Origin of the sequence: Roseomonas elaeocarpi, assembly GCF_042433915.1 — a bacterium.
Lineage (GTDB): Bacteria > Pseudomonadota > Alphaproteobacteria > Acetobacterales > Acetobacteraceae > Roseomonas > Roseomonas elaeocarpi.
In genome coordinates this window covers 425,898-450,834 of sequence record NZ_JBHLUN010000008.1, presented here as the reverse complement: position 1 = coordinate 450,834, position 24,937 = coordinate 425,898, and the positions used below count along the sequence as shown (strand labels likewise).

The window sequence follows — 24,937 nt, the reverse complement described above, 5'->3', positions numbered from 1 at the left end:
GGCGTTGAAAGAGGTGAGGGGCGGCGCTTAACGCCGCCAGGTCAGCGCGATGGCCGCCGGGATGTTCATGACGCAGGCGATGTAGCCGGCCTCGACGAAGCCGTTCACCGGAAAGGAGGGCGAGATCCAGGGCCGCAGCAGCCACAGCACCACGGCCGACACCGCGAGCGTCAGCAGCAGCGCCACGCCGCCCTTGTTGTGCAGCCCCTCGGCCCGGCGCCGCAGCACGGAGCGCAGGAGGAAGACCAGCGCGAGGCAGGCGAGGCAGCCGACAAGGAAGGCCAGCAGCAGGTCCGCCCCGCCGAGCATGCTGCTCTCGATGGCGGCCCTGTCGATCGGCGCGTCGCCCGTGGTCACCCCGTTCATCCGGCGCGGCCTTCCGGCTCAGCCGCGCGCCGAGTAGCCGCCATCCACCGGGATGGCGGTGCCGGTGACGAAAGCGGCCGCGTCGCTGGCCAGGAAAGCGGCGATGCCGCGGAAATCCGCGGGCTTGCCCCAGACGCCGGCGGGCGTGCGCGCGATCACGCTGTCATGCAGCGCCGGGTTGTCGCGCTGGGCGCCCACCGTCAGCTCCGTCTCGATCCAGCCGGGCAGGATGGCGTTGCAGGTGATGCCGTCGCCGCTCCAGGCCACGGCCAGCGACTTGGTCAGCTGCACCACGCCGCCCTTGGAGGCGCCGTAGCTCACGTGCTGCGGCCCGCCGAAGATCGACATCATCGAACCGTTGTTGATCACCCGCCCATGGCCGGAAGCCTTGAGCGCCGGGTAGGCCGCGCGGCACAGCCGCATCATCGAGGTCAGGTTGGTGTTGAGCACCGTGTCCCAGGCCTCGTCGGTGATCGCCTCGGGCGGCTGGCGGATATTGGTGCCGGCATTGTTCACCAGGATGTCGAGCCGGCCTGCCAGGCGCAGCACCTCGGCCACGGCGCGGTCGCACCCGGCGCGGTCGGTCACGTCCACCACCAGCGCGAGGGCGTCGCCGCCCAGCGCCGCCACGGCGGCCGCGTTCTTCTCGGCGTTGCGCCCGGTGATCACCACCCGCGCCCCGCATTCGGCCAGCCCCTGCGCGAGACCCAGGCCGATGCCGCCATTGCCGCCGGTGACCAGCGCCACCCGGCCGGACAGGTCGAACAGTGCCGTCACGCCGGCTCTCCCTTGGCCTTGCTCATCACCGCGGTGAAGCGGTGGAACAGGTAGTGGCTGTCGCTCGGCCCCGGCGAGGCTTCCGGGTGGTACTGCACCGAGAAGGCGCGCTTGGCCTCGCAGGCGATGCCCTCGTTGGAGCCGTCGAACAGCGAGACGTGGGTGATGCTGACGCCTTCGGGCAGCGACTTGTCGTCCACCGCGAAGCCATGGTTCTGCGAGGTGATCTCCACCCGCCCGGTGGCGAGGTCCTTCACCGGCTGGTTCGCGCCGCGGTGCCCGCGGTCGAGCTTGTAGGTCTTGGCCCCCAGCGCCAGCGCCAGCAGCTGGTGGCCGAGGCAGATGCCGAAGACCGGCTTCTGGGCCTCCAGCACGCCCTGGATCGCCGGCACGGCGTATTCGCCCGTGGCCGCCGGGTCGCCCGGGCCGTTGCTCAGGAAAACGCCGTCGGGCTCGTGACGCAGGATCTCCTCGGCGGTGGCCGTCGCCGGTACCACCGTCACCTCGCAGCCGGCATCGGCCAGGCAGCGCAGGATGTTGCGCTTGGCGCCGTAGTCCACGGCCACCACGCGGTGGCGCTTCGGGGTCTTGGCGGCGTAGCCCTCGGCCCAGCTCCAGAGACCGCCTTCCCAGTTGTAGGACTGCCGGCAGGACACGTCCTTCGCCAGGTCCATGCCTTCCAGCCCCGGCCAGCCCGCCGCCTCGGCCCGCAGCGCGGCGAGGTCGAACACCCCGTCCGGCGCGTGGCAGATCACGCCGTTGGGCGCGCCGAGGTCACGGATGCGGATCGTCAGCGCGCGGGTGTCGACGCCGGCGATGCCGGGGATGCCGAAGCTCTTGAGCCAGTCGTCCAAGTGGCGCGTGGCGCGGTAGTTGGAGGGCTCGGTCAGGTCGGCCTTCACGATCAGCCCGCGCGCGGCGGGCGTCGTGCTTTCCACGTCCTCGCCATTGGCGCCGACGTTGCCGATATGGGGAAAGGTGAAGGTGATGATCTGCCCGGCATAGGACGGGTCGGTCAGTGTTTCCTGGTAACCCGTGAGGCCCGTGTTGAAGCAGATCTCGCCCACCTGCCGCGCCGCCGCGCCGAAGCCGCGGCCCCAGAACACGCTGCCGTCGCTCAGCACCACGCAGGCGGTGGCGCCGGGCGGAACATCCCCGCCGCGGGTCCCGGACACGGTCTCGACAGGCTCGGGCATCGTCTTCTCCGGAGGGGTTGGTTGCGCCGCGGCGGCCGACGGCTTCTCGCCCGCGGACGGGTCGGAACCGGCATCGGCGGAGCCGCCGCGCGGCATCTCGTGGAAGCCCAGCCCGGTGGCGGACAGCACCGCCGCCCAGTGCTTGGGCGGGATGGCGCGCGACTGCCGCCACTTGCGCACGGCTTCGAGGCCGACGCCGCAGCGGCTCGCCACTGCCTCGGCGCCGCCCATCAGGGTGATGATCTCTTCCACGGACCGCATGGAACCCTTATCTGGGAACTGATTTCCCAAGTCCACCATTTCCCATCCATAAGGCTGGGAAATTTTTTCCCAACCTTCTTCCCGACCCTCCGGAGAGCCCGTCCATGGACCTGCGCACCCGCTTCACCGCCGACCTCAAGACCGCCATGCAGGGCGGTGACAAGGCGACGACCTCCACGATTCGCATGATCATGGCCAAGCTGAAGGACACCGACATCGCCGCACGCCCGTCGGGCGTCGACAAGGTGCCCGACGAGCAGATCGTCTCGATGCTACGCGGCATGAGCAAGAGCCGGCGCGAAAGCGTGGAGATGTACCGACAGGGCAACCGCCCCGAGCTTGCCGAGAAGGAGGAGGCGGAGATCGCGGTGATCGAGTCCTTCCTGCCGCAGCAGATGGACGAGGCCGCCACGGCCGCCGCCGTGGACGAGGCCGTGGCCGAGACCGGCGCCACCTCGATCAAGGAGATGGGCAAGGTCATGGCGGCGCTGAAGGCCAAGCACGCGGCCACGCTGGACATGGCCAAGGTCGGCCCGCTCGTGAAGGCGAAGCTGGGCGGCTGAGGCACGCCCGGGGTGGGGCCTGGCCCCGCCCACCCGCGGGCCGGCGGTCCCTTACTCGACCGCCAGCTCCGGGCAGTCCCCGCCGCCCGGCGCCGGCGGCAGGCCTTCCCAGCTCAGCGTCTGGCCCACCGACACCTCGCCGCGGTCCGGCACCGCCCAACGGGCCTCTTCGCCGTCCTCGCTGAGGTCGATCACGTCGCTTTCCCGCAGGAGGCAGTTGTCGGTGACGCGGTAGAGCCGCACCAGCGCCGGTTCCTCGTGCAGGGGGTGGAGGATCTGCTGCACCCGCGTCGGGCGCCAGAACTCCAGCCGGTAGTCCGCCTGTGGGCTGACCGCGACCGAGAGCTGCCGCCCGCCGCCCAGCATCCAGGCCGTCGCCACGACGCTGGCCAGCATCAGCCCGGCCACGATCCCGCCCTCGGCCAGGCGCTCGCTGCGGCGACGGTCGTCGCGCCGCGGGTCGCGGCCGGACCAGGTGCCCCGGGATTGCCCTTGGAAGCCTGAGGGCTGCTGCGGGCCGGGGAGGTGCGAATCGATGCTCATGGGTTCTCGCGCCATCATGATGCCGATCTATCCTGGCACGACCTTGCGGCGCACAAGGAGGCTGAACATTGCTGATCCACGCAGATGACGCGCAAAGCCCCGTGCGAACTGCCTTAAAGACAGGCTGATGGCCCTCCCGCCCGCCTTCCTGGAAGAACTGCGCGCCCGCACGCCGCTTCCCTCGCTGATCGGGCGCCGCACCAAGCTCGTGAAGAACGGGCGCCAGTGGAAGGGCTGCTGCCCCTTCCACAACGAGAAGTCGCCCTCCTTCTACGTCTACGACGACCACTACCACTGCTTCGGCTGCGGCGCGCACGGCGACGCCATCGCCTTCGTGATGAACACCGAGGGCGCCCCCTTCCGCGACGCGGTGGAGCGGCTGGCGGCCGAGGCCGGGCTCGAGGTGCCGAAGGAAAGCCCGCAGCAGGTGGAGCGCGAGAACCGCGCCCGCGACCTCCACGACGTGATGGAGGCCGCCTGCCAGGCCATGCAGCGCCGCCTCCGCTCGCCCGAAGGGCAGCCGGCGCTCGACTACCTGCGCCGCCGCGGCCTGACGGAGGACACCATCGAGCGCTTCGGCCTGGGTTGGTCCGGCGGCGGCCGCGGCGCGCTGGCGGCGGACCTGGCGCCGCTGCGGATCGAACCCGCCCGCCTGGCCGAGGCGGGCCTCACCAAGCCCAACGAGCGCGACGGCGGCTTCTCGGACTTCTTCTTCAACCGCGTGATGTTCCCGATCCGCGACCGGCGCGGGCGGATCATCTCCTTCGGCGGCCGCATCCTGGGCGACGGCCAGCCCAAATACCTGAACGGCCCGGAAACCGAGCTCTTCTCCAAGCGCCGCAACCTGTACGGCCTGGATTTCGCGCGCGAGGCCGCCCATCGCGGCGCCACGGTGGTGGCGGTGGAAGGCTACATGGACGTGATCGCCCTGCATCAGGCGGGGTTTGCCAGCGCCGTCGCCCCGCTCGGCACCGCGATCACCGAGGACCAGATCAGCGAGATGTGGCGCATGGCGCCCGAGCCGGTGCTGTGCTTCGACGGCGATGCCGCCGGCGCCCGCGCCCAGGCCCGCGCCGCCGAGATCGCGCTGCCGCTGCTCAACCCCGAGCGCTCGCTGCGCTTCGCCACCTTACCCGCCGGAGAGGACCCGGACACGCTGGTGCTGCGCCAGGGCGCGCCCGCCTTCCAGGCGGTGCTGGACGGTGCCCGGCCGATGCACGAGGCGCTCTACGATATCCTGGCGAAGGACCGGGAGGGCGGCTCACCGGCCCAGCGCGCGGCGCTGCGCAACGACCTGGCGGAATACGCCGCGCGCATTCCCGACAAGGCGCTGGCCTCGGAATACCGCTCGGCCCTGTTCGAGCGCTTCTTCAGCAACCGCCGCAACAACCGCCCGGGCGGCGCGCCCCAAGGTGCCGGTGGCGGCGGCGCCGGCGTCCCGGCACCCCGCCGGAACAGCGACGGGGAGGGCGGCTTCAGCCGGCGCCCCGGTGGCAACCGCCGCCCGCCGCCGATCCGGATCGAGCGCCGGCCGATCTCGGCCGACGGCGCGCGGCTGGAACAGGCCCGCTGCCTGCTGGCGATCACCGTGGCCCATCCCTGGATCCTGGACGAGGTCGAGGAAGCCTGCGCGCTGCTGGACCTGCCGCCCGGCGAGTGCGAGCGGCTGCGCCACGGCGTGCTCAGTTGTCACGGATCGCACACGGAAAACTCACGAACGCTTGACTCCGCGACTCTGCTCGCCCACCTGCACGCGGCTGAACTGGGTGAGGTTCACGCCTGGGCCACGGAAAAGACCGGGCTGCCGGCGGCGGCCGGACCGGATGCTCAGCCGGCGGAGGTTCTGGGGGCGTGGTGGCATTTCTACGCCCTGCTGCGGGGCAAGGACACCTTGATCGAGGATCGGCGTCAGGCCTTGCAGGAATGGATCGAAACCAATGATCCGGCGGCGGAGCGGCGGGCCTACCGGCTGAAAGAAGCGCTCGACGCCGTTCAGCGTGGCGATACGGGCCTGGACGGGCTCTAGGGTAGACACAATTTCACGGCATGGACCCGGCGGGCAGGCGTCGGGTGCCATGCATTTCGGAGGCTCGGAATGGCGACAAAGACCGCGACAGGCACGGAAACGACCGAGACCCGCGACGAGCAGGTGGAGGGCGCGCTGCTCGATACCCTGACCGCGACCGTCAAGAAGTTGGTCGCCCGCGGCAAGGAGCGCGGCTACGTCACCTACGACGAGATCAACCAGGCGCTCCCCTCCGAGCAGGTGTCTTCCGAGCTGATCGAGGACACCATGGCGATGCTGAGCGAGGGCGGCATCAACGTCGTCGAGGCCGAGGAATCCGCCGAGGAAGACGGCGAGAAGAAGGCCGTCGCCGAGGACGAGGACGGCGAGAAGAAGGAAGAGGACGAGGAGTCCGGCGGCAACACCAACGAAGAGTCGATGGGCCGCACCGATGACCCGGTGCGGATGTACCTGCGCGAGATGGGCTCGGTGGAGCTGCTGTCGCGCGAGGGCGAGATCGCCATCGCCAAGCGCATCGAGGCCGGCCGCGACATGATGATCGGCGGCCTCTGCGAGAGCCCGCTGACCTTCAAGGCGATCCTCGGCTGGTACGAGGACGTCAAGGAAGGCCGCAAGCTGCTGCGCGACGTCATCGACCTCGAGGCCACCAACGCCGGCGACGCCGATGCGCCGCCCCCGGCCGAGGTCGAGGAAGTGGAAGAGGGCGAGGAAGGCGAGGGCATGGGCCTGTCGCTGTCCGCCCTGGAAGAGAAGCTCAAGCCCGAGGTGCTGGCCAACTTCGAGGCCATCGAGCAGACGCTGGGCAAGCTCGACAAGCTGTCGAGCAAGCGCATGGAAACCTACACCACGGGCGGTGAGCTCGCGGGACGGTCCGAGAAGACCTACGAGAAGCAGCGCCAGGAACTGGTGACGCTGGTCGAGAAGGTGCGGCTGCACAACAACCGCATCGAGGAGCTGGTGGATCAGCTCAAGGGCCTCAGCCGGCGCATGACCAACTTCGAGGGTCAGATCCTGCGCATGGCCGAGGGCTCCAAGGTCAAGCGCGAGGACTTCCTCAACCAGTGGCGCGGCAACGAGCTCGACCCCGCCTGGCTGGATCGCGTCAACACGCTGCCCGGCAAGTACTGGAAGGCCTTCGTGGCCAAGAGCCGCGACGACGTGGAGCTGGTGCGCGCCGAGATCAGCAAGACCGTCAGCCTGACCGGCCTGCCGATGGCCGAGTTCAAGCGCGTCTACGCCACCGTGTCGCGCGGCGAGCGCGACATGACGCAGGCCAAGAAGGAGATGATCGAGGCCAACCTCCGCCTCGTGATCTCGATCGCCAAGAAGTACACGAACCGCGGCCTGCAGTTCCTGGACCTGATCCAGGAAGGCAATATCGGCCTGATGAAGGCCGTGGATAAGTTCGAGTACCGCCGCGGCTACAAGTTCTCGACCTACGCGACCTGGTGGATCCGTCAGGCGATCACCCGCTCCATCGCGGATCAGGCGCGCACCATCCGCATCCCGGTGCACATGATCGAGACGATCAACAAGCTGGTCCGCACCTCGCGCCAGATGCTGCACGAGATCGGGCGTGAGCCGCAGCCGGAGGAACTGGCCGAGAAGCTCGGCATGCCGCTGGAGAAGGTCCGCAAGGTCCTCAAGATCGCCAAGGAGCCGATCTCCCTCGAAACGCCGATCGGCGACGAGGAAGACAGCCACCTGGGCGACTTCATCGAGGACAAGGCGGCGATCATCCCGCTCGATGCCGCGATCCAGACCAACCTGCGCGAGGCGACCACGCGCGTGTTGTCCAGCCTCACCCCGCGCGAGGAACGTGTTCTGCGCATGCGCTTCGGCATCGGCATGAACACCGACCACACGCTGGAAGAGGTCGGCCAGCAGTTCAACGTCACGCGTGAGCGTATCCGCCAGATCGAGGCCAAGGCGCTGCGCAAGCTCAAGCACCCGTCCCGCAGCCGCAAGCTGCGCTCCTTCCTGGATAGCTGAGCCCATGTCGGTCCATGTGGTGCACCCCCAGGCCGTCGTCCCCGTCACCGTGGACGTCACCTTTCTCCGCATGGACCACCCGCCGGAAGGAGCCGTCCGGCCGCTTCCGGCCGACGCGGTGGTGGAGCGGCTCAGCCGCCCCACCGTGCCGTTCTACCGCTACCTCTACGACACGGTGGGCGGCGAATACCTCTGGTGGTTCCGCCGCACCGTGCCCGATGCCAGGCTGCGCGACATCCTCGCCAGCCCGGCCATCTCCATCCACGTCCTCTACCAGGGCGGCGAGCCGGCCGGCTTCTACGAGCTCGAGCGCCGCGCCGGCAACACCGTCAACCTGAGCTACTTCGGCCTCCTGCCGCACGCGGTGGGGCAGGGACTGGGCCGCGCCTTCCTGCGCCAGGCGGTGGACACGTGCTGGGCGGAAGGCTGCACCGTGCTGACGGTGAACACCTGCACCGCCGACCATCCGCGCGCCCTGCCGAACTACCTCGCGGCCGGCTTCACCACGATCCGCCGGGTGCGCGAGGAATGGCCGGTGCCGACAGGCCTGGGCCTGCGCATCCCCGCGCATCTGCGGGGCTGAGGCAGGCCACTCACCAGCGCCAGGAGATGCCGCCGGTGACGGTCTGGGCGGTGTAGTTGCTGCGCAGGTCGACGCCGTAGGAGGCGAAGACCGCGAGGTTCCAGGGCAGGTCGATGCTGGCCCCGGCCCCCGCCAGCAGCCGGTCGCGCCCGCCATGCGAGGAAGTGACGCGGAACACCGCGTCCTGCGCCCCCGCGAAGGCGGCCTCCGTGCCCGTGGTCACGTCGGCGAAGTCGTGCCCCCATTGCAGCCGCAGGCTCGGCGACACGCCGATGCCGGGCGAGAGCGCGAAGCGCCGCGACGCCGTGGCCCCCAGCGTACCCAGCACCCCCGTCACGCCGTCATCCTCCACCCGCAGGCCCAGCGCCCCGGCGCCGCGCTCGCGCACCCCGTCGCGGTGCTGCGCATCCACCCGCAGCCCCGCGCCTGGTCGCAGCCGCCAGCCGCCGAGCAACAACTCGGCCCCGGCGCCGACCTCGCCCGCCACGCCGGAGGTGTCCGGGTCGCTGCGCACCGACAGGCCGGTGGCGCCCAGCGAGCGGCGCACCTTGGCCTCGCCCAGGCTGCCGGTCACCTGCGCCTCGACGTACCAGGGTCCCGGCGTCCAGCTGCCATAAAGGCCGAGATGCCCCGTGTCGGAGCGCGCCTGCGCCCCGGTGGCCTTGGACGACACGCGCCCCGTGGTGAAGCCGAGCGCGAAGCCCGCCAGCCAGTCCTCGTGGCCGCGCGCCTCGGCACCGGCCGACACGCCGCCGAGGTCGGCGGTGTAGCCGGTCTGGCCGCCCCGCTCGCCGGTGCGGAAATGCTGGCCCAGCCCGCTGATCCAGGCCGTGCCATTGGCACCGAAGGGCGCCACCTCGTCGCCGGACGCCAACGGCGCGTCCTCGCCCGCGAGCCGGCCGGACAGGGTGCGGCCGAACAGCCGCTCGCGCTCCACCGCGCCCACCAGCGCGTCGCCGTAGATCGGCGCGCCGAGCGTGCGGATCGTGGCCGCCACCGCCGGCAGACCCAGCGGGTAGAGCCGCTCCAGCGCCGGCGCCACGGCTGCGTCCGGCCGCTGCCCCGGCAGGGGGCGCAGCGCGTCGAGGCCACTGCCCACCGCGCGCTCGTTGGCCGACTGCCGCACCCCCGCCGCAGCCAGCCCGGCATAGGAGGCCGGCGTGGCGTAGAGCGTCAACGTGTCCGAACCGTAGAGCGCGTCGAAGCGCGTGCCCGGCGCCAGCCCCTCGGGCTGCGCCAGCGCCGCGAAGCTGCCCGCGACGCCCCCTTGGGCCGCGACCACCGTGAAGCCCTGGCCGACCGGCGGGGTGTAGCCGTTCGTGGCATCGCCCGTGATGCCGCGCAACACTGGTGCCAGCGTGCCGGCGGCGGTGAAGCCCGCCCCCTCCACCACGACGCGGCTATAGTTGCCCGCCCCGTTGCCGGTGCCCGGCCCATCGACGTCGAGGCGCAGCACCGCCCCGTCGGCCAGCGTCACCGGCGCGGTGAAGCGCAGCGTGCCGGGGCTGTTGCCCGGCGCCAGCGTGCCCGCCACCGCCGTCGGCGCCGCGACGGTGCCGGTGCCACGCAGCACCGCGCCCGGCCGGACCTCCAGCGAGGCGGCCGAGAGCGTGCCGTCCACGCGCAGTTCCCCCTCTGCCGCCGTGACCGCGCCGCCGAGATCCGCGGCGCCGGCCAGCGTCAGCCGCCCGCCGCCCTGCGCGGTCAGGCCGCCCCCGCCCGTCACGGCGTTGCTCAGCACAAGGTCCGCGTCACGCGTGTCCACCACGGCGCCGGCCGCGGAGACCGCGACCGGGCGTGGGATCTGGGTGGTGATGGAAGGGCGCAGGGTGCCGCCGTTGAACTGGACCGTCGCCAGCCGCGCCGCGGTGTCATCCTGCGTGAAGAAGGGCTTGGAGCGGTCGATCACCATGCTCTCGACTGGGGTGCCACCACCGCCGCCCTTCACGGGCTCCTGCCGCAGCACCACCACCACCCGATCGGCCCCGTAGAGAACCGTGACTGGCAGCCCGTCCAACGAGGCCGGCACGGCCTGGAAGTAGCCCTGTACCCCTCCGGCCGCTGTCAGCACCTCGTATTCACTATTCAGGGTGAAGCCGGTGCCGAGCGGCAGAAGCGACAGCGTGCCGGCCAGTCGCGCCGTGCCACCGACGTCGAGGCGTGAGCTGGCCGCCGGCGTGATGGCGACTGCAAGCGTTCCGCCCACACCCTGCGTGTAGTCGCCGCCCAGCCGCAGCGTTCCGGTGCCGGGCGCGTAGCCGACGACAGGGCTGAGAAGCAGACCTTCCGAACCCGGCGCAACCACGCCATCGCTGACAACGCTTCCAGCGATCGCGCCGTAGCCGGCCAGGGCTCCCAGGCTTCGCACGGACACCGCTCCGGCTAGGCGGGCGGCAGCGTTGCCGCTTCGGCCGATCACCAGCGTGCCGGCCTCGATCAACGTGCCGCCGGTGTAGGTGTTCACCCCTTCCAGGTACTGGCGCACCACCGCGTTGTAGGCGGCCGGATCGGCGAGAATACCTTCTGGGCCCAGGATCAGCGGCCCGTCGCCGCTGATGGTGCCGTTAAAGTACCCGTCTCTCGAAACGCCGATCGTGCGCGGATTGTAGCTCGGGTTGGTCAGGCGCAGTCCCGAGGACCCAAGGCGCACCTGTCCGGACGTGGCGACAGTGGGAGCAAAGGGATTGTTGCCGTCGAGGCTCAGGATCGCCGGCGTCGTGGTGGTTCCGGTCAGGTCCAGCACGCCGTTACCGCCGATCGAAAATCCCGCGTAGGACGCGGAGGCCTGTCCCGTGAGGGCCAGGACACCCCCGCCCACGATGACCGGCCCGTACAGCGCCTGAGGATTCGTCAGCGTCAGGGTGCCGGTCCCGCTTTTTGCCACCACCTCCGACGAGTGGCCCAGGGAGCTGGACCCAACGTAGCTGGTGTACCCGCCGGAAATCTGGCCGTCGAAGCGGCTGTCGCTGTTATCGCCCCCGACGTAGAGCGAGGCATTGTCCAGCGTGATCGTGCCGCCACCGCCGAGCGTCGTGACCGACAAGACATTCTGAGAAAGATAGAAGCTGGCGCCCGATGCCACGAACAGCGGCGCGTTGCTGGCGAGTGACCTGATCCGCGAAGGAAAGATATAGGCGGGGCCGGCTGCGAGTTCCCCTTCCAGGATGTAGGTGCCGCCCGTGTAGGTGTTCTCGCCTGTCAGCCAGAGCGAGCTGGAGCCCGTCTTCACCAGGGCGCCGGTGCCGCTGATCACGCCGCCGAAGATGTTCTCGTACGGGATCTGCGTGGTCGGCGGCCCGATGTTCAGGGTCAACGTCCCACTGCCGAGCACTACATTGCCGCCGACGTTGTTGGTGGGGAGCCATTGGTCTGATCCACGGAGCCGGCTGAGCGTCTGGTTCTGTCCATTCAGGTCGAGCGTGCCGCCTCTGGGAAGGAACACCCCTGTGCTCGCCGAAAGGCTGCCGCCCGCACCCAGCCGCAGCGTGGCGCCGGACTGGATCGTGGTCAGGCCAGTATAGGTATTCGTTCCACCCAGCGTCAGCGTGCCGCCGCCGACTGTCAGCCCGCCATCCTGCTGGATGCTGCCCGCGAAGCTGCCGCCGGCGCCGATCGTCAGCGTGTTGGTCCCCAACGTCACCCGGCTGCCGGCCGCGCCGTTGAGCGTGTCGATCGTGGCGCCGCTGCCCACGCCGATGTCGTAGGTCTGCCCCGGCGCCAGCACCACGTTCTGCGCCAGCGCGGGCGGGATCGACACCAGCGCCGTGGAGGCGAGTGCCGCTACCAGCCAGGAAGACCGTCCAAAAGGCGACACTAGGACGCGACTCCTGCGCTGAAACACCCGTCGCACTCTGATACAGCCGGAACCTGCCGGGCAAGATCGGCCCTCCCGCAGAATGGGGGCGACGCGCGGCCACGCCCGCCGCGCGGCGGCGCCCCGCCGCCATCGCGCTTGTTCCGCCGCCCGCGCCCTGTAGGGTGCCGCCCGCCATGACCGCCACCACCACGCTCGACCGCCTCGCCGCCGGCACCCTGATCCCCTTCGCGGGCAACCGCGCCGTGGCCGTGCCGCCGGAACTGGCCGAACGCTTCCGGCCGGGCGACCACCTCCTGGTGGTGCAGGACAGCGGCGCGCTGCTGCACGTCCCGGCCGAGCAGCACCGCATCGCCGCCGGGGCCGTGGGCCGCGCCCACGCCGCCTTCCGCCGCATGGCCGAGGTACCGGACGAGGCCGTGACGCGCTTCTTCGACCGCTTCGCCGCCCTGCTGGAATCGCCTGAGGCCTGGGCCCCGATCGCCGAGGCCAACGCCGCCGACGTGGAGCGCGCCCGCGCCCGCGGTCGCTCCACCACCCGCCTCCTCGCCACCGAGCGCATGCGCGCCGACATGGTGGCGGGCCTGCGCGCCTGGCGCGACGCGGGCTCGACGCGCGGGCGCGTACTGAACCGCGTGGAACATCCCGGCTGGACCGTGGAACAGGTGGTGGCGCCGCTGGGCGTCGTCGGCTTCGTCTTTGAAGGCCGCCCCAACGTCTTCGCCGACGCCGCCGGCGTGCTGCGCACCGGCAACACCGTGGTGTTCCGCATCGGCAGCGACGCGCTGGGCACCGCGCGCGCCATCGTGCAGCACGCCCTCGACCCCGCCCTGCGCGAGGCCGGTCTGCCGGAAGGCGCCGCCGCCCTGGTGGAAAGCGCCGAGCACGCCGCCGGCTGGGCCATGTTCGCCGACCGCCGCCTGTCGCTGGCGGTGGCGCGCGGCTCCGGCGCCGCGGTGGCGCAGCTGGGCGCCGTGGCGCGCCAGGCCGGCACCGCGGTCAGCCTCCACGGCACCGGCGGCGCCTGGATGTTCGCCGACCGGGCAGCCGATGCGGCGCGCTTCGCGGCGGTGGTGCGCAACTCGCTCGACCGCAAGGTCTGCAACACGCTCAACACCTGCCTGATTCACCGCGACCGCGCGGCGGAGCTGGTACCCGTCTTCCTCGATGCCCTCCACGCCGCCGGCGAGGCGCGGGGCCACAATTGCAAGCTCCACGTCGTGGCGGAGGATTGGCAGCACCTGCCGGCGCACTGGCAGGAGGCGCGCGTCCGCGTCCGCCGCGCCGAGGGCGAGCGGGAGGAGCCGATCGCCGAGCGCATGGCGGCGGATGAGCTCGGCCGCGAATGGGAATGGGAAGACACGCCCGAGGTCAGCCTGCACGTGGTGGACGATCTCGACGCCGCGGCGGCGCTGTTCAACCGGCACAGCCCGCAGTTCACCGCTTCGCTCCTCAGCGAGGACCGCGCGGCGCATGACCGTTTCTTTGAGGCCGTGAACGCGCCCTTCGTGGGCGACGGCTTCACCCGCTGGGTGGATGGGCAGTACGCGCTGGAAAAGCCCGAGCTCGGCCTGTCGAACTGGGAAAACGGCCGCCTCTTCGCGCGCGGCGCCATCCTGTCGGGCGACGGCGTGTTCACGGTGCGCTCGCGCGTCCGGCAGGCGGACACGTCGCTGCGCCGCTGAGGCGTTGCCCTGTCCCGGGGGAGAGAAGGAATTCTCTCCCCCGGACCCCCGCTCATCTTTTTCCGAAACGCTGCCGCACGGCGGCGGTGACCGGCCGCGGAATGGCTGAGCCTTCGCTCCGCTGAAACGAAAACACGCGCTTCAGCGCGGGATGACGCGCCCGTCGCTCCGGCTTGGTGAGCCGAGGCGCACAACGCCGGACACGCTCCTGCGGCAGCGTTGCGAAAGAAGATGAGGGGCGAGGGGTCCGGGGAGGGGGAGAATTCCTTCTCCCCCTCCCTGGCCGGCGGCCACCGCTGAACCGGCGGCCGGAAAACGCCTTACGACCCGCTCTTCTCGCCGGCCGCGGCCAGGCCGCGCTCGATCAGCGCCAGGGCCTGCTCCTTGGTGCCCCAGCCGGTGACCTTGACCCACTTGCCGGGCTCCAGGTCCTTGTAGCGGGTGAAGAAGTGCTCGATCTGCTGCTTGGTGATCGCCGGCAGGTCGTCCACCGTCTGCACGTCCTTGTACAGCAGGCTGATCTTGTCGTGCGGCACGGCGACGAGCTTCTCGTCCTGGCCGGCCTCGTCCTCCATCAGCAGCACGCCGATCGGGCGCACGCGGATCACCGCGCCCGGCACCACCTGGGTGGGCACCAGCACCAGCACGTCGGTCGGGTCGCCGTCATCGGCGATCGTGCCGGGGATGAAGCCGTAGGCCGCCGGATAGGCCATGGGCGTGAACAGGAAGCGATCCACCACGATGGCGCCGCTGTCCTTGTCCACCTCGTACTTCACCGCCGAGCCCTGCGGGATCTCGATCACCACGTTGATGTCGTGCGGCGGCGCCTTGCCGGTGGGGATCAGGGACGGGTTCATGCGGAAACTCGCTCGCGGGTGTGGGGTGGCCGGAGGAACGCCGCAGGGCGCCCCTTTGCAACACCGCGCGACCTAGCAGCAATGCTGCTTTCCCGCCACCGCGAGGTTGCGCCACAACCGCCCCGGCGTCAGCATCCCGGCCCGCCCGGCCAGGACCGGCAGGCGTCCGCAGCCCGCGCCGGCGACGGCGCCGCCCGGGCCGCCAGCCAGGGCAACCCCTGGCGTAAAACCCCGGGGCGTAAACCCCCCCCCGGGCGTAACCCCTTGGGGCAACCCCCTGGGGAAACCTTGGGCAAACCACGAGGGCCGGGCACACCGGCCACCGGAGAACCGCACGCATGATGCCCCGCCGCACGCTCCCCGCCCTCCTGCTCGGGATGTCCGCGTCGGTGCAGGCGCTCTGGGGATCACAGGCCCAGGCGCAGACCACACCGCCCGCCGCGCCACCCGCCGTGCCGCCACCCGCCGCGCCTTCCGCCACCCCGGCCGAGGCGCCGCTGGTGGAACGCAAGGTCTTCGAGAGCAGCGACTACGCCACCCGCGGCGGCGCCACGGTCGGGCGCCTGCGGGTGGGCTACCAGGTCGCGGGCACGCTCAACGCCACCGGCGACAACGCGGTCCTGCTCTGCCACTCCTTTCTCGGCAACGGACAGGCCTTCGGACGGACCGACCGGGAAGGCACGCCGGGCTGGTGGGACAGCATCATCGGACCCGGCCGCCCGATCGACACCGACCGCTACTTCGTGGTGTCGAGCGACGTGCCGGCCAGCCTCCACGCGCGCGACACCCGCATCACCGCGACCGGCCCCACCAGCGTCGATCCCTCGACCGGCCGTCCCTACGGCATGAGCTTCCCCGTGCTCTCGATCCGCGACTTCGTGGAGGTCCAGAAGCTCCTGCTCGACAGCCTTGGCGTGAAGGCGCTGGCGATGGTGGGCGGTCCCGCCATGGGCGCGATGCAGGCGATCGAGTGGGCCGCGGCCTATCCGCAGATGGTGCGGCGCGTCGTGGCGGCGGTGCCGACCGGCGCGATGGACGCCTATCTCCAGGGTTGGATGGAGGTCTGGGAAGCGCCGATCCGCAACGACCCCAACTGGCGGGGCGGCGAGTACTACGCGCAAGGGAGGGAACCCCCGACGCGGGGCCTGACGGACGCCCTGCGGATCCTGATGCTGCAGACCCGCGACCGCGGCGACCTCGCGCGCTTCAACCGGCAGGTGCCCGAAGGGCAGGAGCCCGCCAAGCGCATCGGCGACACCGTGGCGGTGGACCGCTTCCTGCTCGACGCCGCGGCGGCGCGGGCGCGCGTGTCGGACGCCAATTCCTTCCTGTACCTCACGCGGGCGATGCAGCTTTTCCTCAACGAGTACCCCGACACCGCCGCGGCTCTGGCCCGCAGCCAGGCCGCCTGGCTGGTGCTGCCCGCCACCGGTGACCGCGTCTTCCCGGTGGAATACGGGCGTGAGCTGGCGCGGCAGCTGGAGGAGGCGAAGCGGCCGGTGGTGCTGCGCGAGCTCGGCGGCGACCGCGGCCACAACGAGGGCACGCTGGGCATCGAGCAGGCGGCCGAGGCGATCCGCAGCTTCCTTGCCCAGCCGGCGCCGGCGCCGTAAACCGCTCGGGCCTCGGGCCGGTAGCTCAACGGTTAGAGCTGGCCGCTCATAACGGCTTGGTTGCGGGTTCGATTCCTGCCCGGCCCAGGCGACACCCCGCGGCAGAACCCTAAGCGGTGCCCCCCCCCGGGGGAATATTCGGGAAACATCCGGGGGAACACCGGCGGGTCCACCTCAGCGGCTCGCCGGAATAGCGGTGCCCGGAATAGCGGTGCGGGGCGGCGGCCGGAGCGCGGGTCCGGGTCGGGCCCACCCCGCTCAACCTCGGCGCTGGCGGTCCTGGCCCGGCGATTGCAAGCTGCAGGCGCCAGCATGAGCCAACCCGCCCGGCCGACCCACTGGCGATCCCTGCCCACCGGCAGGATCGCGAAGGGGTTGGCCGGACCATCGCCACGGAGCTTTCCGCCTATGCGCCTGACGACCCTCGCCGCCGCGCTGACCCTGACCACCGCGCTCGGCGCCAGCCTCGGCACGGCGCTGCTGCCCGGAACCGCCGCAGCGCAGGCCCCGGCGGCCGCTCCTCAGGGGACACCTCAGGGCCCGGTGACGCTGCTGACCTACAGCGGCATCTTCCGCGACAACTACCTCGACACGGTGGTGAACCCCTTCGCGCAGCGCACCGGGATCGCGGTCCAGTACGGCGATGCGGGCCTGGGCGGTTCCGCCCAGTTCCTGGGCACGCTGCGCGCCCAGAAGGCCGATCCGCAGGTGGACGTGGTGATCATGGACGCCACCACCGCCGCCGCAGCCTGCGCCGAAGGGCTGGTGGAAAAGCTCACGCCCGAGGATGTGCCGGAACTGGCGCAGCTGGACGAGCAGGCGCGGAGCTCCGGCGCCGGCTGCGGCCCGGCCGTGACCTACGACCACCTGTCGCTGGTCTACGACACCGAGAAGGTGAAGCCCGCGCCCACCCGCTGGGCCGATTTCGCGAAGCCCGAATTCGCCGGCAAGCTGTCCTTTTCCACCCTGCCCAACATCCAGGCGCTGGCGCTGATCGGCGCGCTGGCCAACCACGCCACGGGCGACTGGCGCAAGATCGACAGCGCCATCCCCACGCTCAAGGCCATCGCGCCCAACGTCCAGACCTTTGAGCCCAGCCCCGACGGCGGCGCCATGGTGCTGAGCGGCCAGGTCGAGATGGGCACGCTGTGGAACGCCCGGGCGCAGTACTACCACGACCAGAGCAAGGGCCGCCTGGGCGTGATCATCCCCGAGGAAGGCACCGCCTTCCAGATCAACACCATCAACATCGTGGCCAACGCCCCGCACCGCGCCGCCGCCATCGCCTTCGTGCGCAACGCCCTGTCCGCCGGGCCGCAGGTCGCCTTCACCGACCGGATGTTCTACGGCCCCACCAATGTCGAGGCACAGCGCACCGCCAAGGCCATCGACCGCACCGCGCTCGACCCGAAGTACCGCAGCCGCGTGGCCCCGATCGACTGGCTGGAGGCCGTGCGCCTGCGTGACCGCTGGAACCAGGTCTGGCGGCGCGAGGTCATGACGGCGGCGAACCGTTGAGCGGCATCCCGTTGAGCAGCACCTCCCTGCGCAGCACCACGGTGACGGCCGATCCCCTGAAGTCCGGTGCCTTGACGCCCGAGGTTCCGAACACCGCCGCCCCGCAGCCCGGCGCGGGCGCCACCGAGCCGCACCTGCGGCTCGAAGCGCTCACCCGGCGCTTCGGTGCCGGCGCGGTGCTGGCGGCCGACCACGTGTCGCTGACGCTGCCCAAGGGCGCGCTGCTGGCGCTGTTGGGCCCCTCGGGCTGCGGCAAGACCACCACGCTGCGCATGATCGCGGGGCTGGAGCGTCCCGACAGCGGCCGCGTCGTCGTGGCGGGGCGCGACGTCACCGCCCTGCCGCCGCACCGGCGCAACATGGGCGTCGTGTTCCAGAGCTACGCCCTGTTCCCGCACATGACCGCCGCCGCCAACGCCGCCTTCGGCCTGGAGATGCGCGGCCTGAACCGTGCCGAGCGTCAGGCCCGCGCGGCCGAGGCGCTGGCGATGGTGGGCCTGGAAGCCCTGGCCGACCGCAAGCCGCGCGCCATGTCGGGCGGGCAGCAGCAGCGCGTGGCACTCGCCCGCGCCCTGGCGATCCGCCCCGACCTGCTGTTGCTGGACGAACCGCTGTCGGCACTGGACGCCAAGCTGCGCGACAGCGTGCGCGACGAGATCCGCAGCCTCCAGCAACGCCTGGGCACCACCGCCGTCTTCGTGACCCACGACCAGGCCGAGGCGCTGGCCATGGCCGACCTCGTGGGCGTGATGAACGCCGGCCGCCTGGAGCAGCTCGCCACGCCGGAAGAAATCTTCGAGCGCCCCGCCACCCGCTTCGTCGCCACCTTCGTCGGCCGCGCCACGCGCTTCGCCGGCCGGGTCGAGCCGGGCGGCGTGTTCCGCGCTTCCGGCGGCGGCGCGCTCCAGGTCCGGGCCGACATGCCGGAAGGCCCGGCCGAGGCCTTCCTGCGCCCGCACCGCGTGGTCTTCGTGCCGCCCGGCGCCGCCGCCCCGGGCGATGCCCTGGCGCTGGAAGCCCGCGTCACCCGCCGCACCTATACCGGCGAGGCCGTGGCCATCGAATCCGAGACCGCGGCCGGCCCGCTCCATGCCGAGTTCCCGGCCCACCATGCCGCGGCGTCGCTGCGCCCGGGCGACATGGCGCGCCTCGCGGTGCGCCCGGCCGACCTGCGGGTGTTCCCGGCATGATCGGCTGGCTGCTCAGCGCCCCGGCGCTGCTCGTGATGGCGCTGGCCTTCCTGTACCCGATGGCGGGGCTGCTGCGGATCAGCTTCAACCGCACCACCGACACCGGCGCCATGGAAACGGCGCTCACCCTCGACAGCTACGCGAAGGTCGCGACCGACCCTTACGAATGGGGCATCGCCTGGGACACCCTCGTGCTCAGCACCACCAGCGCCGCCATCGCCACCGCGCTGGCCCTGCCGGTGGTGCTGGTGATCCGCCGTGCCGCGCCGCGCTGGCAGACGCCGCTGGCGATCCTGGCGATCTCGCCGCTGCTGATCTCGGGCACCGCCCGCGTGGTGGGCTGGCGCGCCATCCTGGGCGACCTCGGGCTGGTGAATTCCACCTTGCGCGCACTCGGCCTTACGAACGCGCCGATCGCGCTGCTCAACAACTGGACCGGCGTGCGGATCGGCCTGGTCGAGAGCCTGATGCCCTACGCCGTGCTGGTGCTGATCGCGGGGCTGGGCCGCCTCGATCCGCGGCTGGAGGAAGCCGCCGCCACGCTGGGCGCCGGCCGCGCCCGCACCTTCGCCCGCGTCACCCTGCCGCTGGCGGCGCCAGCCCTCGGCGGCGCCTTCCTGCTGACGCTGGTGCTGGGTATCTCCTCCTTCATCACGCCCAAGCTGATGGGCGGCGGCCGCGTCTACACCGTGGCCACCGAGATCTTCGACCAGGCGCTGCAGACCGTGGACTGGCCGGTGGCCGCCTCTATGGCGATGCTGCTGCTGCTGACCCTCCTCGCGGTGATGGTGCTGCGCGCCGTGCTCCGCCGCGGGGACGAGGCATGAGCGCCGGCGCCGCGACGCCCGGTCCGGTGATGCGCCTCTTCGCCGCGCTGGGCTACGTGATCCTCCTGTCACCCGCCGTGGTGGTGCTGATCGTGTCCTTCAGCAGCGGCAACTACCTGAACTTCCCGCCGCCCGGCTTCTCGCTGCGCTGGTACGAGGCACTGTTCACCAACGGGCAGCTCATGTCGGCGCTGGGCACCAGCGTCGTGCTGGCGGCGCTGGTGGCGGCGCTGTCGCTGGTGATCGGCGCGCCCGCCGCCTACGCCATCACCCGCCTGCGCTTTCCGGGCAGCGGCGTGGTGGCCGGGCTGATGGCGGCGCCGCTGCTGCTGCCGACCCTGGTGCTGGGCCTGGCGCTGCTTCTGGCCTTCCAGCCGCTGCGCCTGGTGGCCACCTGGCCTGGGCTGATCCTGGCGCACCTGCTGGTGGCGCTGCCCTTCGCGCTGCGCATCATGGTGCAGGCCTTCAGCACCGTGCCGGCCGACGTGGAACAGGCAGCCTGGACGCTGGGTGCCACGCCCTTCCGCGCGGCGCTGCGCGTCACGCTGCCGATGGCCGCCCCCGGCGCCATCGCGGGCGCGGCGCTCGCCTTCCTGGTCTCCTTCGACGAGACCGTGATCACCCTCTTCCTGGTGGGGCCGCGCCTGACGACCCTGCCGGTGGAAATGTTCCGCTACGCCGAGAGCCGCTCCGACCCTCTGGTGGCGGCCCTTGCCATGGCCCTGATCGTGGTGGCCCTGGTTGTCGTGTTGTGCGTCGAGCGTCTGGTCGGTTTCCAGCGCGCCCTGGGTAAGGAGTAAGCACCCGTGCCGAAATACGTCGTCGAGAAGAGCGCCCCGCAGATCAGCCGCGAGGTCATCCAGCTCCTTGAGCAGACCGAGACCGCCACCGTCGGCCACTGGCGTCACTGGGGCTTCGTGGACCGCGGTGTGCAGCCGCTGCTGCGCCGCCGCCGCGTGGCCGGCACCGCCGTGACCGTGCAGATCCTGGGCCCGGATTCCACCCTGCTGCACCACGCGCTCGGCCTGCTGCGCCCCGGCGACGTGCTGGTGGTGGACCGCCTGGGCGACGACCGCCACGCCTGCTGGGGCGGCGGCGTGACCGTGGCCGCCAAGGCCGCCGGCGCGGTGGCGGGCGTGGTGGACGGCCCCTGCACCGACTTGGAGGAGGTCGAGGCCTCCGACTTCCCGCTCTGGTGCCGCGGCCAGGCGCCGATCACCACGCGCGGCTACGACCTGGGCGGGCGCATGAACGTGCCGGTCGCGATCGGCGGCGTGGTGGTGATGCCGGGCGACGCGGTGCTGTGCGACGACAGCGGCGTCCTCGTCCTGCCGCCGCACGAGGCCGAGGCCGAGGCGCGCGAGGCGATCGCCCGCCAGGAGCGCGGCCTCAAGACCCAGGCCCGCGTCGCCGCCGGCGAGAAGCTGGGCGACATCAGCGGCGCGACCGCGAAGGTCCTGGCCGGGCTGGGCTAAGTTCGGGCCGGGGAACCGTCCCGCTGTCCCGGGGGAGAGAAGGAATTCTCTCCCCCGGACCCCCACTCATCTTTTTCCGGGACGCTGCCGCGGGAACGGGGCAGGCCGGTCGCGGTGCGGGGGCCGCTGGCGCTGCCCGGAAAAATCAAACTTCCTGTCAGCCCTGGATGAACCGTCCCTCGCTCCGGCTCATCGAGCCGGAGCGCACGACGCTCGCCACGTTCCTGCGGCAGCGTCTGAGAAAAAGATGAGGGGCGAGGGGTCCGGGGAGGGGGAGAACACTTTCTCCCCCTCCCTGGCCACGGCAACACCCCCGAAAGCAACGAAGCCCGCCGTGACATCGATCACGGCGGGCTTCGCGCATATCGACCGGAACGCTGCCGTCAGATGCCGGCCTTCTCGCCCTGAGCCTTCAGCGTGGCGAACTTGCGCACCAGCGGGTCGAGGCTGTCCTCGCACCACTGCGCCATGCGCTCTTCCTCCGACAGCGACTGCTTCAGCGCGGTCGGTGCCTGCGTGTCGCCGGCGAGGTCGGCCAGCGTCAGCAGCGACTTATAGGACGCGATCTCGAAATGCTCGAAGGCGTAGTTCGCCAGGGCGTTCTTCAGGATCTCGTCCTGCATCGGCGCGTGGGCGAGCGCGGCCATGTTGCCCATCAGCCCGGTGATGAAGTCCTTCACGCCGGAATTCGACGTTCCAAGCGACTCAAGGATCGCGTCGAGGCGGTCGCGCTGCTGCTCGCTCTCGGTGATGTGCCGACGCAGCGCCTGCTCCACCTCGGGGTAGCTCTCGACCCGCTCCACCTGCCGCGACAGCAGCTCGATGGCCTGGGTTTCCAGTGCCCGGGCGTTCACGAGGCCGGTGACGTAAAGGTCGCGATAACCTTCCTGCATGGAATTCTTCCTTTTTCCCGGTGCGGACCAATGGCCCAGCCGCAAACCGCAAGCACAACGCTTCGGCGCGGCGGAACGTTCGGCATGCCGGCCTCACGTCTCCTTGGGCAGCTCCAGGCAAGCCGTGCCAGGCAGTCCGTCCCGAGGGTGTCCCAGGCCGCCTGTCTCAGGAGGCTCATCCTGGGCGACCTGTCTCAGGCGGCGCTCCCGGGCTGCAAGGGTCGCGCCACCCTGCGTCGCCGCGATGCTCAGGCGGACCTGCCGGACCCCCGGCCGAAGCTGCGCAGGATGGTAAAGGCGCCCAGGATCACCGCCGCGTCCTCGACCAGTCCGGTAGGCGTCTGCCCGTAGCGCGGGATGGTGGCCACGCGCAGGCGCCAGCCGGGGTAGGATGCCGCCACCGCCGTCGTGGCGCCGACCGCCGCACCCAGCCAGCGCTGTTGGCGCGGCGCCAGGGATGCGCCCGCGATGGCGGAGGTGACGAAGCGCGCGACGAGCCCGATCGGCACGATGCGGTCCGGCGCATCCTTCTGCTTGTCGCCCGCCAGTTCCGCCACGGCGAGAACCAGCGTCGCCGCGGCCACCCAGGGCGAGGCGAGGATGCGGGGCGCGCCGTTGTCCGCCGGCAGCAGGCCGCGCGAGGCCGCCACCGACACCGTGGCCAGCGGCGTCATGGCGCGCTGCCCGCCCACCAGGCCCATCAGGAAAGAGGCGAGCATCGTGTTCATCCGAACGCTGTTCGGGGATGCAACATCCGCCGCCCGCCGCCGGTTTCCGGATGCCTGTCCGGCACCTGCGCGGGACGGCAACCCGGCCTGCCGTCCGGCACCTGCGCGACATCACAACCCGGTCTGTCCTGCCGTCGTCGCGGCCGTTCCCGCCCACGGTGCGGGACCGGCGCTGCCCCGATCGTGGCAGGCGCGGGGCGGGGTGCCACAACATGGTCAGCGCGCGGCGGAACTTCCGCCTCCTTGGGTGGTTCACCTTGTCATGCCGGCAAGTTCAAGCCGGAAAGAGGAACCATCATCATGCGCCTTCGTGCCACCATCCATGGCCTCGCGGCCGCAGCGCTGATCACCGCCGCCGTGCCGGCCCTGGCCCAGAACGTCGACGGCACCACCGGCAACCCGCCGGGCACGGCCGCCAGCCGCGCGCTCGACCGCGCCGCCGGCACCAACACATCGGGTGCCTATCCCTCGCAGTCCGACGGCACGCCGGGCAACCCGCCCGGCACCGCCGCCGGCCGCGCCGCGGACCGCGCCACGAACAGCGCGCGCCGCGCCACCACGACGCACCGCTCCACCACGCACGGCACCACCACCAACGGGCGTGCGACGACGCATCCGGGCACGTCCTCGGCCAATCCGCCGGGCACGGCGGCCAGCCGCGCGCTCGACCGTGCCGCGGGCACCAACACCTCGGGCGCCTATCCTTCGCAGTCCGACGGCACGCCGGGCAACCCGCCCGGCACCGCCGCCAGCCGCGCCCTGGGCACCACCAACCGCTGAGCCCGGCGGGGAGGGGCGGCGTTCCGGCGCCGCCCCTTCCACCTGGCTGGCGCGATCCCCACATCCGGGGCGTGTCACGACGCCACGAACGACGCGCCGCGCGATCCGCCTTCGAGCAGGGCGCGGACGCCCAGGCCTCTGGCCCGCCGGTCTGCCCGCTCTGCGATCGTCCCATCCCGCCGGATGCGAAATCCTCGCTGCACCACCTGACGCCCCGCCTGAAGGGCGGCACGCACCGCGGCACGGTGCGGCTGCATCAGCTCTGCCACAGCGCCATCCACGCCCGCTTCACCGAAACCGAGCTGGCGCGCGACCTCCATGAGGTCGAGGCCCTGCGCGCCGATCCGCGCATGGTGGATTTCCTCGAATGGGTGCGAAACAAGCCGCCCGCCTTCCACGCCCCGACCCGTGCCGCGAAGAGCCGCACGGCGAAGTGGCGCTGAGCCTTTCCGCGCCGGCTCCTTCCGCCCGGTCTCCCCGCCGCTCCAGGCTTTCCGGCACCGAAACTTTTCCCTTGTTCACGATCTTGCCCCGGTGTCGCGCGAAGGGAGCGGCTGCTCCCCGCGTGAGACGGAAATCCGACCCGGAGGTTCTGCGTGAAATCACCGCTCCCGCTGCTGCCCCTGCTGGCCGCGCTCCTCGCCGTTCCCGCCGCCGCGCAGCCACCGGTGGTGGCGCCGTCGGAGAAGCCGGCTCCGGCCGTCGAGGAACAGCCGGCCGGCGCCACCACCACCCTGTCGCTGGAACAGCCGGGCGGCGGCAATCCGCGGGAATACCAGCTGGAAGACCTGTCCTTCTCGATTTCCCGCGGCATGGACCCGCGCGGGGAAGGGCGAGGCGATGTCAGCATCGCGGCCGGCAGCCCGAAGCCCATGGACGCCTTCCTGCTGCAATGGCTGCGGCAGGGGAACTACGGCCCTGAGGCGTCGCGCAAGGTGGTGATCACGGTGTCGGTGCCGCAGCCCTCGGGCGCGCCCACGGTGATGCGCTACCAGCTCGACGAGGCGCGCGTGGTGTCGCTGACGCTGAACTACTCGGGCAGTGCCGGGATCGCGCAGACCATGCTGCAGATCTCGGCGCGGCAGGTCACGCTCGACGGCATCGTGCTGAACTGAAGGCGCGGCGACCGCGGGAATGGCCCCGCCGGCTGCCACCTGCCGCGCCGGATGTGGGGGACCTTCACCCGCTCCGGCCGCGTGCCCATCTGCGTGGGGACCTCACCGCCGCCGCCCGACCCTTGGCCCCGTGCT

The 24,937-nt window shown here is 71.5% G+C and carries 22 protein-coding genes and 1 tRNA gene; 15 read left to right on the top strand and 8 right to left on the bottom strand.

Annotated features, from left to right (window positions below; genetic code table 11):
- Positions 1-27 precede the first annotated feature (27 nt).
- Genes ACFFGY_RS13445 through carA form a run of 3 tightly spaced genes read right to left on the bottom strand, consistent with a single transcriptional unit; the run spans position 28 to position 2,600 of the window.
- A complete protein-coding gene (locus tag ACFFGY_RS13445) occupies positions 28-366 on the bottom strand; it encodes a hypothetical protein (RefSeq protein WP_377045004.1) in 339 nt (112 codons plus the stop codon).
- 18 nt (positions 367-384) lie between these two features.
- Complete coding sequence (locus ACFFGY_RS13440; RefSeq protein WP_377045003.1) at positions 385-1,143, bottom strand: SDR family NAD(P)-dependent oxidoreductase; 759 nt, start codon at positions 1,141-1,143, stop codon at positions 385-387.
- Positions 1,140-2,600 (bottom strand): glutamine-hydrolyzing carbamoyl-phosphate synthase small subunit, encoded by a 1,461-nt coding sequence (carA, locus tag ACFFGY_RS13435; protein ID WP_377045002.1) that lies wholly within the window; start codon positions 2,598-2,600, stop codon positions 1,140-1,142. The genes ACFFGY_RS13440 and carA overlap by 4 nt, the downstream gene beginning before the upstream one ends.
- A gap of 104 nt (positions 2,601-2,704) precedes the next feature.
- Here carA and ACFFGY_RS13430 point away from each other — a divergent pair, with 104 nt between their 5' ends.
- Complete coding sequence (locus tag ACFFGY_RS13430; protein WP_377045001.1) at positions 2,705-3,163, top strand: GatB/YqeY domain-containing protein; 459 nt, start codon at positions 2,705-2,707, stop codon at positions 3,161-3,163.
- Positions 3,164-3,214: 51 nt separating this feature from the next.
- On the opposite strand, the gene ACFFGY_RS13425 is transcribed toward ACFFGY_RS13430, so the two are convergent.
- Complete coding sequence (locus tag ACFFGY_RS13425) at positions 3,215-3,706, bottom strand: hypothetical protein (protein WP_377045000.1); 492 nt, start codon at positions 3,704-3,706, stop codon at positions 3,215-3,217.
- A 127-nt stretch (positions 3,707-3,833) separates the two neighbouring features.
- On the opposite strand from ACFFGY_RS13425, the gene dnaG reads away from it, so the two are divergent.
- The 3 genes from dnaG (at position 3,834) to ACFFGY_RS13410 (ending at position 8,307) form a co-directional block, all read left to right on the top strand.
- The gene (dnaG, locus tag ACFFGY_RS13420; protein ID WP_377044999.1) at positions 3,834-5,732 is read left to right on the top strand and encodes a DNA primase; all 1,899 of its coding nucleotides are present in this window, start codon (positions 3,834-3,836) and stop codon (positions 5,730-5,732) included.
- 69 nt (positions 5,733-5,801) lie between these two features.
- Complete coding sequence (rpoD, locus tag ACFFGY_RS13415; protein WP_377044998.1) at positions 5,802-7,724, top strand: RNA polymerase sigma factor RpoD; 1,923 nt, start codon at positions 5,802-5,804, stop codon at positions 7,722-7,724.
- 4 nt (positions 7,725-7,728) lie between these two features.
- Positions 7,729-8,307, top strand: a complete 579-nt coding sequence (locus tag ACFFGY_RS13410) for a GNAT family N-acetyltransferase (RefSeq protein WP_377044997.1) — start codon at positions 7,729-7,731, stop codon at positions 8,305-8,307.
- 10 nt (positions 8,308-8,317) lie between these two features.
- On the opposite strand, the gene ACFFGY_RS13405 is transcribed toward ACFFGY_RS13410, so the two are convergent.
- Complete coding sequence (locus ACFFGY_RS13405; protein WP_377044996.1) at positions 8,318-12,121, bottom strand: autotransporter domain-containing protein; 3,804 nt, start codon at positions 12,119-12,121, stop codon at positions 8,318-8,320.
- A 176-nt stretch (positions 12,122-12,297) separates the two neighbouring features.
- Between ACFFGY_RS13405 and ACFFGY_RS13400 the strand changes: the two genes are divergently transcribed.
- A complete protein-coding gene (locus tag ACFFGY_RS13400) occupies positions 12,298-13,806 on the top strand; it encodes an aldehyde dehydrogenase family protein (protein WP_377044995.1) in 1,509 nt (502 codons plus the stop codon).
- 320 nt (positions 13,807-14,126) lie between these two features.
- Here ACFFGY_RS13400 and ppa read toward each other — a convergent pair whose 3' ends face one another.
- Positions 14,127-14,663 (bottom strand): inorganic diphosphatase, encoded by a 537-nt coding sequence (gene ppa, locus ACFFGY_RS13395; RefSeq protein ID WP_377044994.1) that lies wholly within the window; start codon positions 14,661-14,663, stop codon positions 14,127-14,129.
- 338 nt (positions 14,664-15,001) lie between these two features.
- Here ppa and ACFFGY_RS13390 point away from each other — a divergent pair, with 338 nt between their 5' ends.
- The 7 genes from ACFFGY_RS13390 (at position 15,002) to ACFFGY_RS13360 (ending at position 21,286) form a co-directional block, all read left to right on the top strand.
- Positions 15,002-16,276, top strand: a complete 1,275-nt coding sequence (locus ACFFGY_RS13390; RefSeq protein WP_377044993.1) for an alpha/beta fold hydrolase — start codon at positions 15,002-15,004, stop codon at positions 16,274-16,276.
- A gap of 14 nt (positions 16,277-16,290) precedes the next feature.
- Positions 16,291-16,363 (top strand) — tRNA-Ile (locus ACFFGY_RS13385).
- Between the two features lie 321 nt (positions 16,364-16,684).
- Positions 16,685-17,794 (top strand): extracellular solute-binding protein, encoded by a 1,110-nt coding sequence (locus ACFFGY_RS13380; RefSeq protein WP_377044992.1) that lies wholly within the window; start codon positions 16,685-16,687, stop codon positions 17,792-17,794.
- An 11-nt stretch (positions 17,795-17,805) separates the two neighbouring features.
- Entirely contained in the window at positions 17,806-18,984 is a 1,179-nt protein-coding gene (locus ACFFGY_RS13375) for an ABC transporter ATP-binding protein (protein WP_377044991.1), read from the top strand.
- Positions 18,981-19,811, top strand: a complete 831-nt coding sequence (locus ACFFGY_RS13370; protein ID WP_377044990.1) for an ABC transporter permease — start codon at positions 18,981-18,983, stop codon at positions 19,809-19,811. The genes ACFFGY_RS13375 and ACFFGY_RS13370 overlap by 4 nt, the downstream gene beginning before the upstream one ends.
- Positions 19,808-20,611, top strand: a complete 804-nt coding sequence (locus ACFFGY_RS13365) for an ABC transporter permease (RefSeq protein ID WP_377044989.1) — start codon at positions 19,808-19,810, stop codon at positions 20,609-20,611. Before ACFFGY_RS13370 ends, ACFFGY_RS13365 begins: the two co-directional genes overlap by 4 nt.
- A 6-nt stretch (positions 20,612-20,617) precedes the next feature.
- Positions 20,618-21,286: an RraA family protein gene (locus tag ACFFGY_RS13360; RefSeq protein ID WP_377044988.1), complete on the top strand. Its 669-nt coding sequence runs from the start codon at positions 20,618-20,620 to the stop codon at positions 21,284-21,286.
- 383 nt (positions 21,287-21,669) lie between these two features.
- Here the strand turns inward: ACFFGY_RS13360 and ACFFGY_RS13355 are convergent, their stop codons facing one another.
- Positions 21,670-22,179: a ferritin-like domain-containing protein gene (locus ACFFGY_RS13355; RefSeq protein WP_377044987.1), complete on the bottom strand. Its 510-nt coding sequence runs from the start codon at positions 22,177-22,179 to the stop codon at positions 21,670-21,672.
- Positions 22,180-22,427: 248 nt separating this feature from the next.
- On the bottom strand, positions 22,428-22,898 hold the full coding sequence (locus ACFFGY_RS13350) for a DUF4126 family protein (RefSeq protein WP_377044986.1): 471 nt from the start codon (positions 22,896-22,898) through the stop codon (positions 22,428-22,430).
- A 309-nt stretch (positions 22,899-23,207) separates the two neighbouring features.
- On the opposite strand from ACFFGY_RS13350, the gene ACFFGY_RS13345 reads away from it, so the two are divergent.
- From ACFFGY_RS13345 to ACFFGY_RS13335, 3 genes are all read left to right on the top strand, one after another.
- A complete protein-coding gene (locus ACFFGY_RS13345; RefSeq protein ID WP_377044985.1) occupies positions 23,208-23,687 on the top strand; it encodes a hypothetical protein in 480 nt (159 codons plus the stop codon).
- Positions 23,688-23,758: 71 nt separating this feature from the next.
- Positions 23,759-24,130 carry an HNH endonuclease family protein gene (locus ACFFGY_RS13340; protein WP_377044984.1) on the top strand — a complete coding sequence of 124 codons (372 nt, stop codon included), beginning with the start codon at positions 23,759-23,761 and terminating at the stop codon, positions 24,128-24,130.
- A 153-nt stretch (positions 24,131-24,283) separates the two neighbouring features.
- Positions 24,284-24,802, top strand: a complete 519-nt coding sequence (locus ACFFGY_RS13335; RefSeq protein ID WP_377044983.1) for a hypothetical protein — start codon at positions 24,284-24,286, stop codon at positions 24,800-24,802.
- The last annotated feature ends 135 nt before the right edge of the window (positions 24,803-24,937 follow it).

What these genes read in the sequence shown, in the direction of transcription:
- ACFFGY_RS13445 (WP_377045004.1), bottom strand. Translation starts at nt 366, where the DNA reads ATGAACGGGGTGACCACGGGCGACGCGCCGATCGACAGGGCCGCCATC.
- carA (WP_377045002.1), bottom strand. Translation starts at nt 2,600, where the DNA reads ATGCGGTCCGTGGAAGAGATCATCACCCTGATGGGCGGCGCCGAGGCA.
- ACFFGY_RS13430 (WP_377045001.1), top strand. Translation starts at nt 2,705, where the DNA reads ATGGACCTGCGCACCCGCTTCACCGCCGACCTCAAGACCGCCATGCAG.
- ACFFGY_RS13425 (WP_377045000.1), bottom strand. Translation starts at nt 3,706, where the DNA reads ATGAGCATCGATTCGCACCTCCCCGGCCCGCAGCAGCCCTCAGGCTTC.
- dnaG (WP_377044999.1), top strand. Translation starts at nt 3,834, where the DNA reads ATGGCCCTCCCGCCCGCCTTCCTGGAAGAACTGCGCGCCCGCACGCCG.
- rpoD (WP_377044998.1), top strand. Translation starts at nt 5,802, where the DNA reads ATGGCGACAAAGACCGCGACAGGCACGGAAACGACCGAGACCCGCGAC.
- ACFFGY_RS13410 (WP_377044997.1), top strand. Translation starts at nt 7,729, where the DNA reads ATGTCGGTCCATGTGGTGCACCCCCAGGCCGTCGTCCCCGTCACCGTG.
- ACFFGY_RS13400 (WP_377044995.1), top strand. Translation starts at nt 12,298, where the DNA reads ATGACCGCCACCACCACGCTCGACCGCCTCGCCGCCGGCACCCTGATC.
- ppa (WP_377044994.1), bottom strand. Translation starts at nt 14,663, where the DNA reads ATGAACCCGTCCCTGATCCCCACCGGCAAGGCGCCGCCGCACGACATC.
- ACFFGY_RS13390 (WP_377044993.1), top strand. Translation starts at nt 15,002, where the DNA reads ATGATGCCCCGCCGCACGCTCCCCGCCCTCCTGCTCGGGATGTCCGCG.
- ACFFGY_RS13380 (WP_377044992.1), top strand. Translation starts at nt 16,685, where the DNA reads ATGCGCCTGACGACCCTCGCCGCCGCGCTGACCCTGACCACCGCGCTC.
- ACFFGY_RS13370 (WP_377044990.1), top strand. Translation starts at nt 18,981, where the DNA reads ATGATCGGCTGGCTGCTCAGCGCCCCGGCGCTGCTCGTGATGGCGCTG.
- ACFFGY_RS13365 (WP_377044989.1), top strand. Translation starts at nt 19,808, where the DNA reads ATGAGCGCCGGCGCCGCGACGCCCGGTCCGGTGATGCGCCTCTTCGCC.
- ACFFGY_RS13355 (WP_377044987.1), bottom strand. Translation starts at nt 22,179, where the DNA reads ATGCAGGAAGGTTATCGCGACCTTTACGTCACCGGCCTCGTGAACGCC.
- ACFFGY_RS13350 (WP_377044986.1), bottom strand. Translation starts at nt 22,898, where the DNA reads ATGCTCGCCTCTTTCCTGATGGGCCTGGTGGGCGGGCAGCGCGCCATG.
- ACFFGY_RS13345 (WP_377044985.1), top strand. Translation starts at nt 23,208, where the DNA reads ATGCGCCTTCGTGCCACCATCCATGGCCTCGCGGCCGCAGCGCTGATC.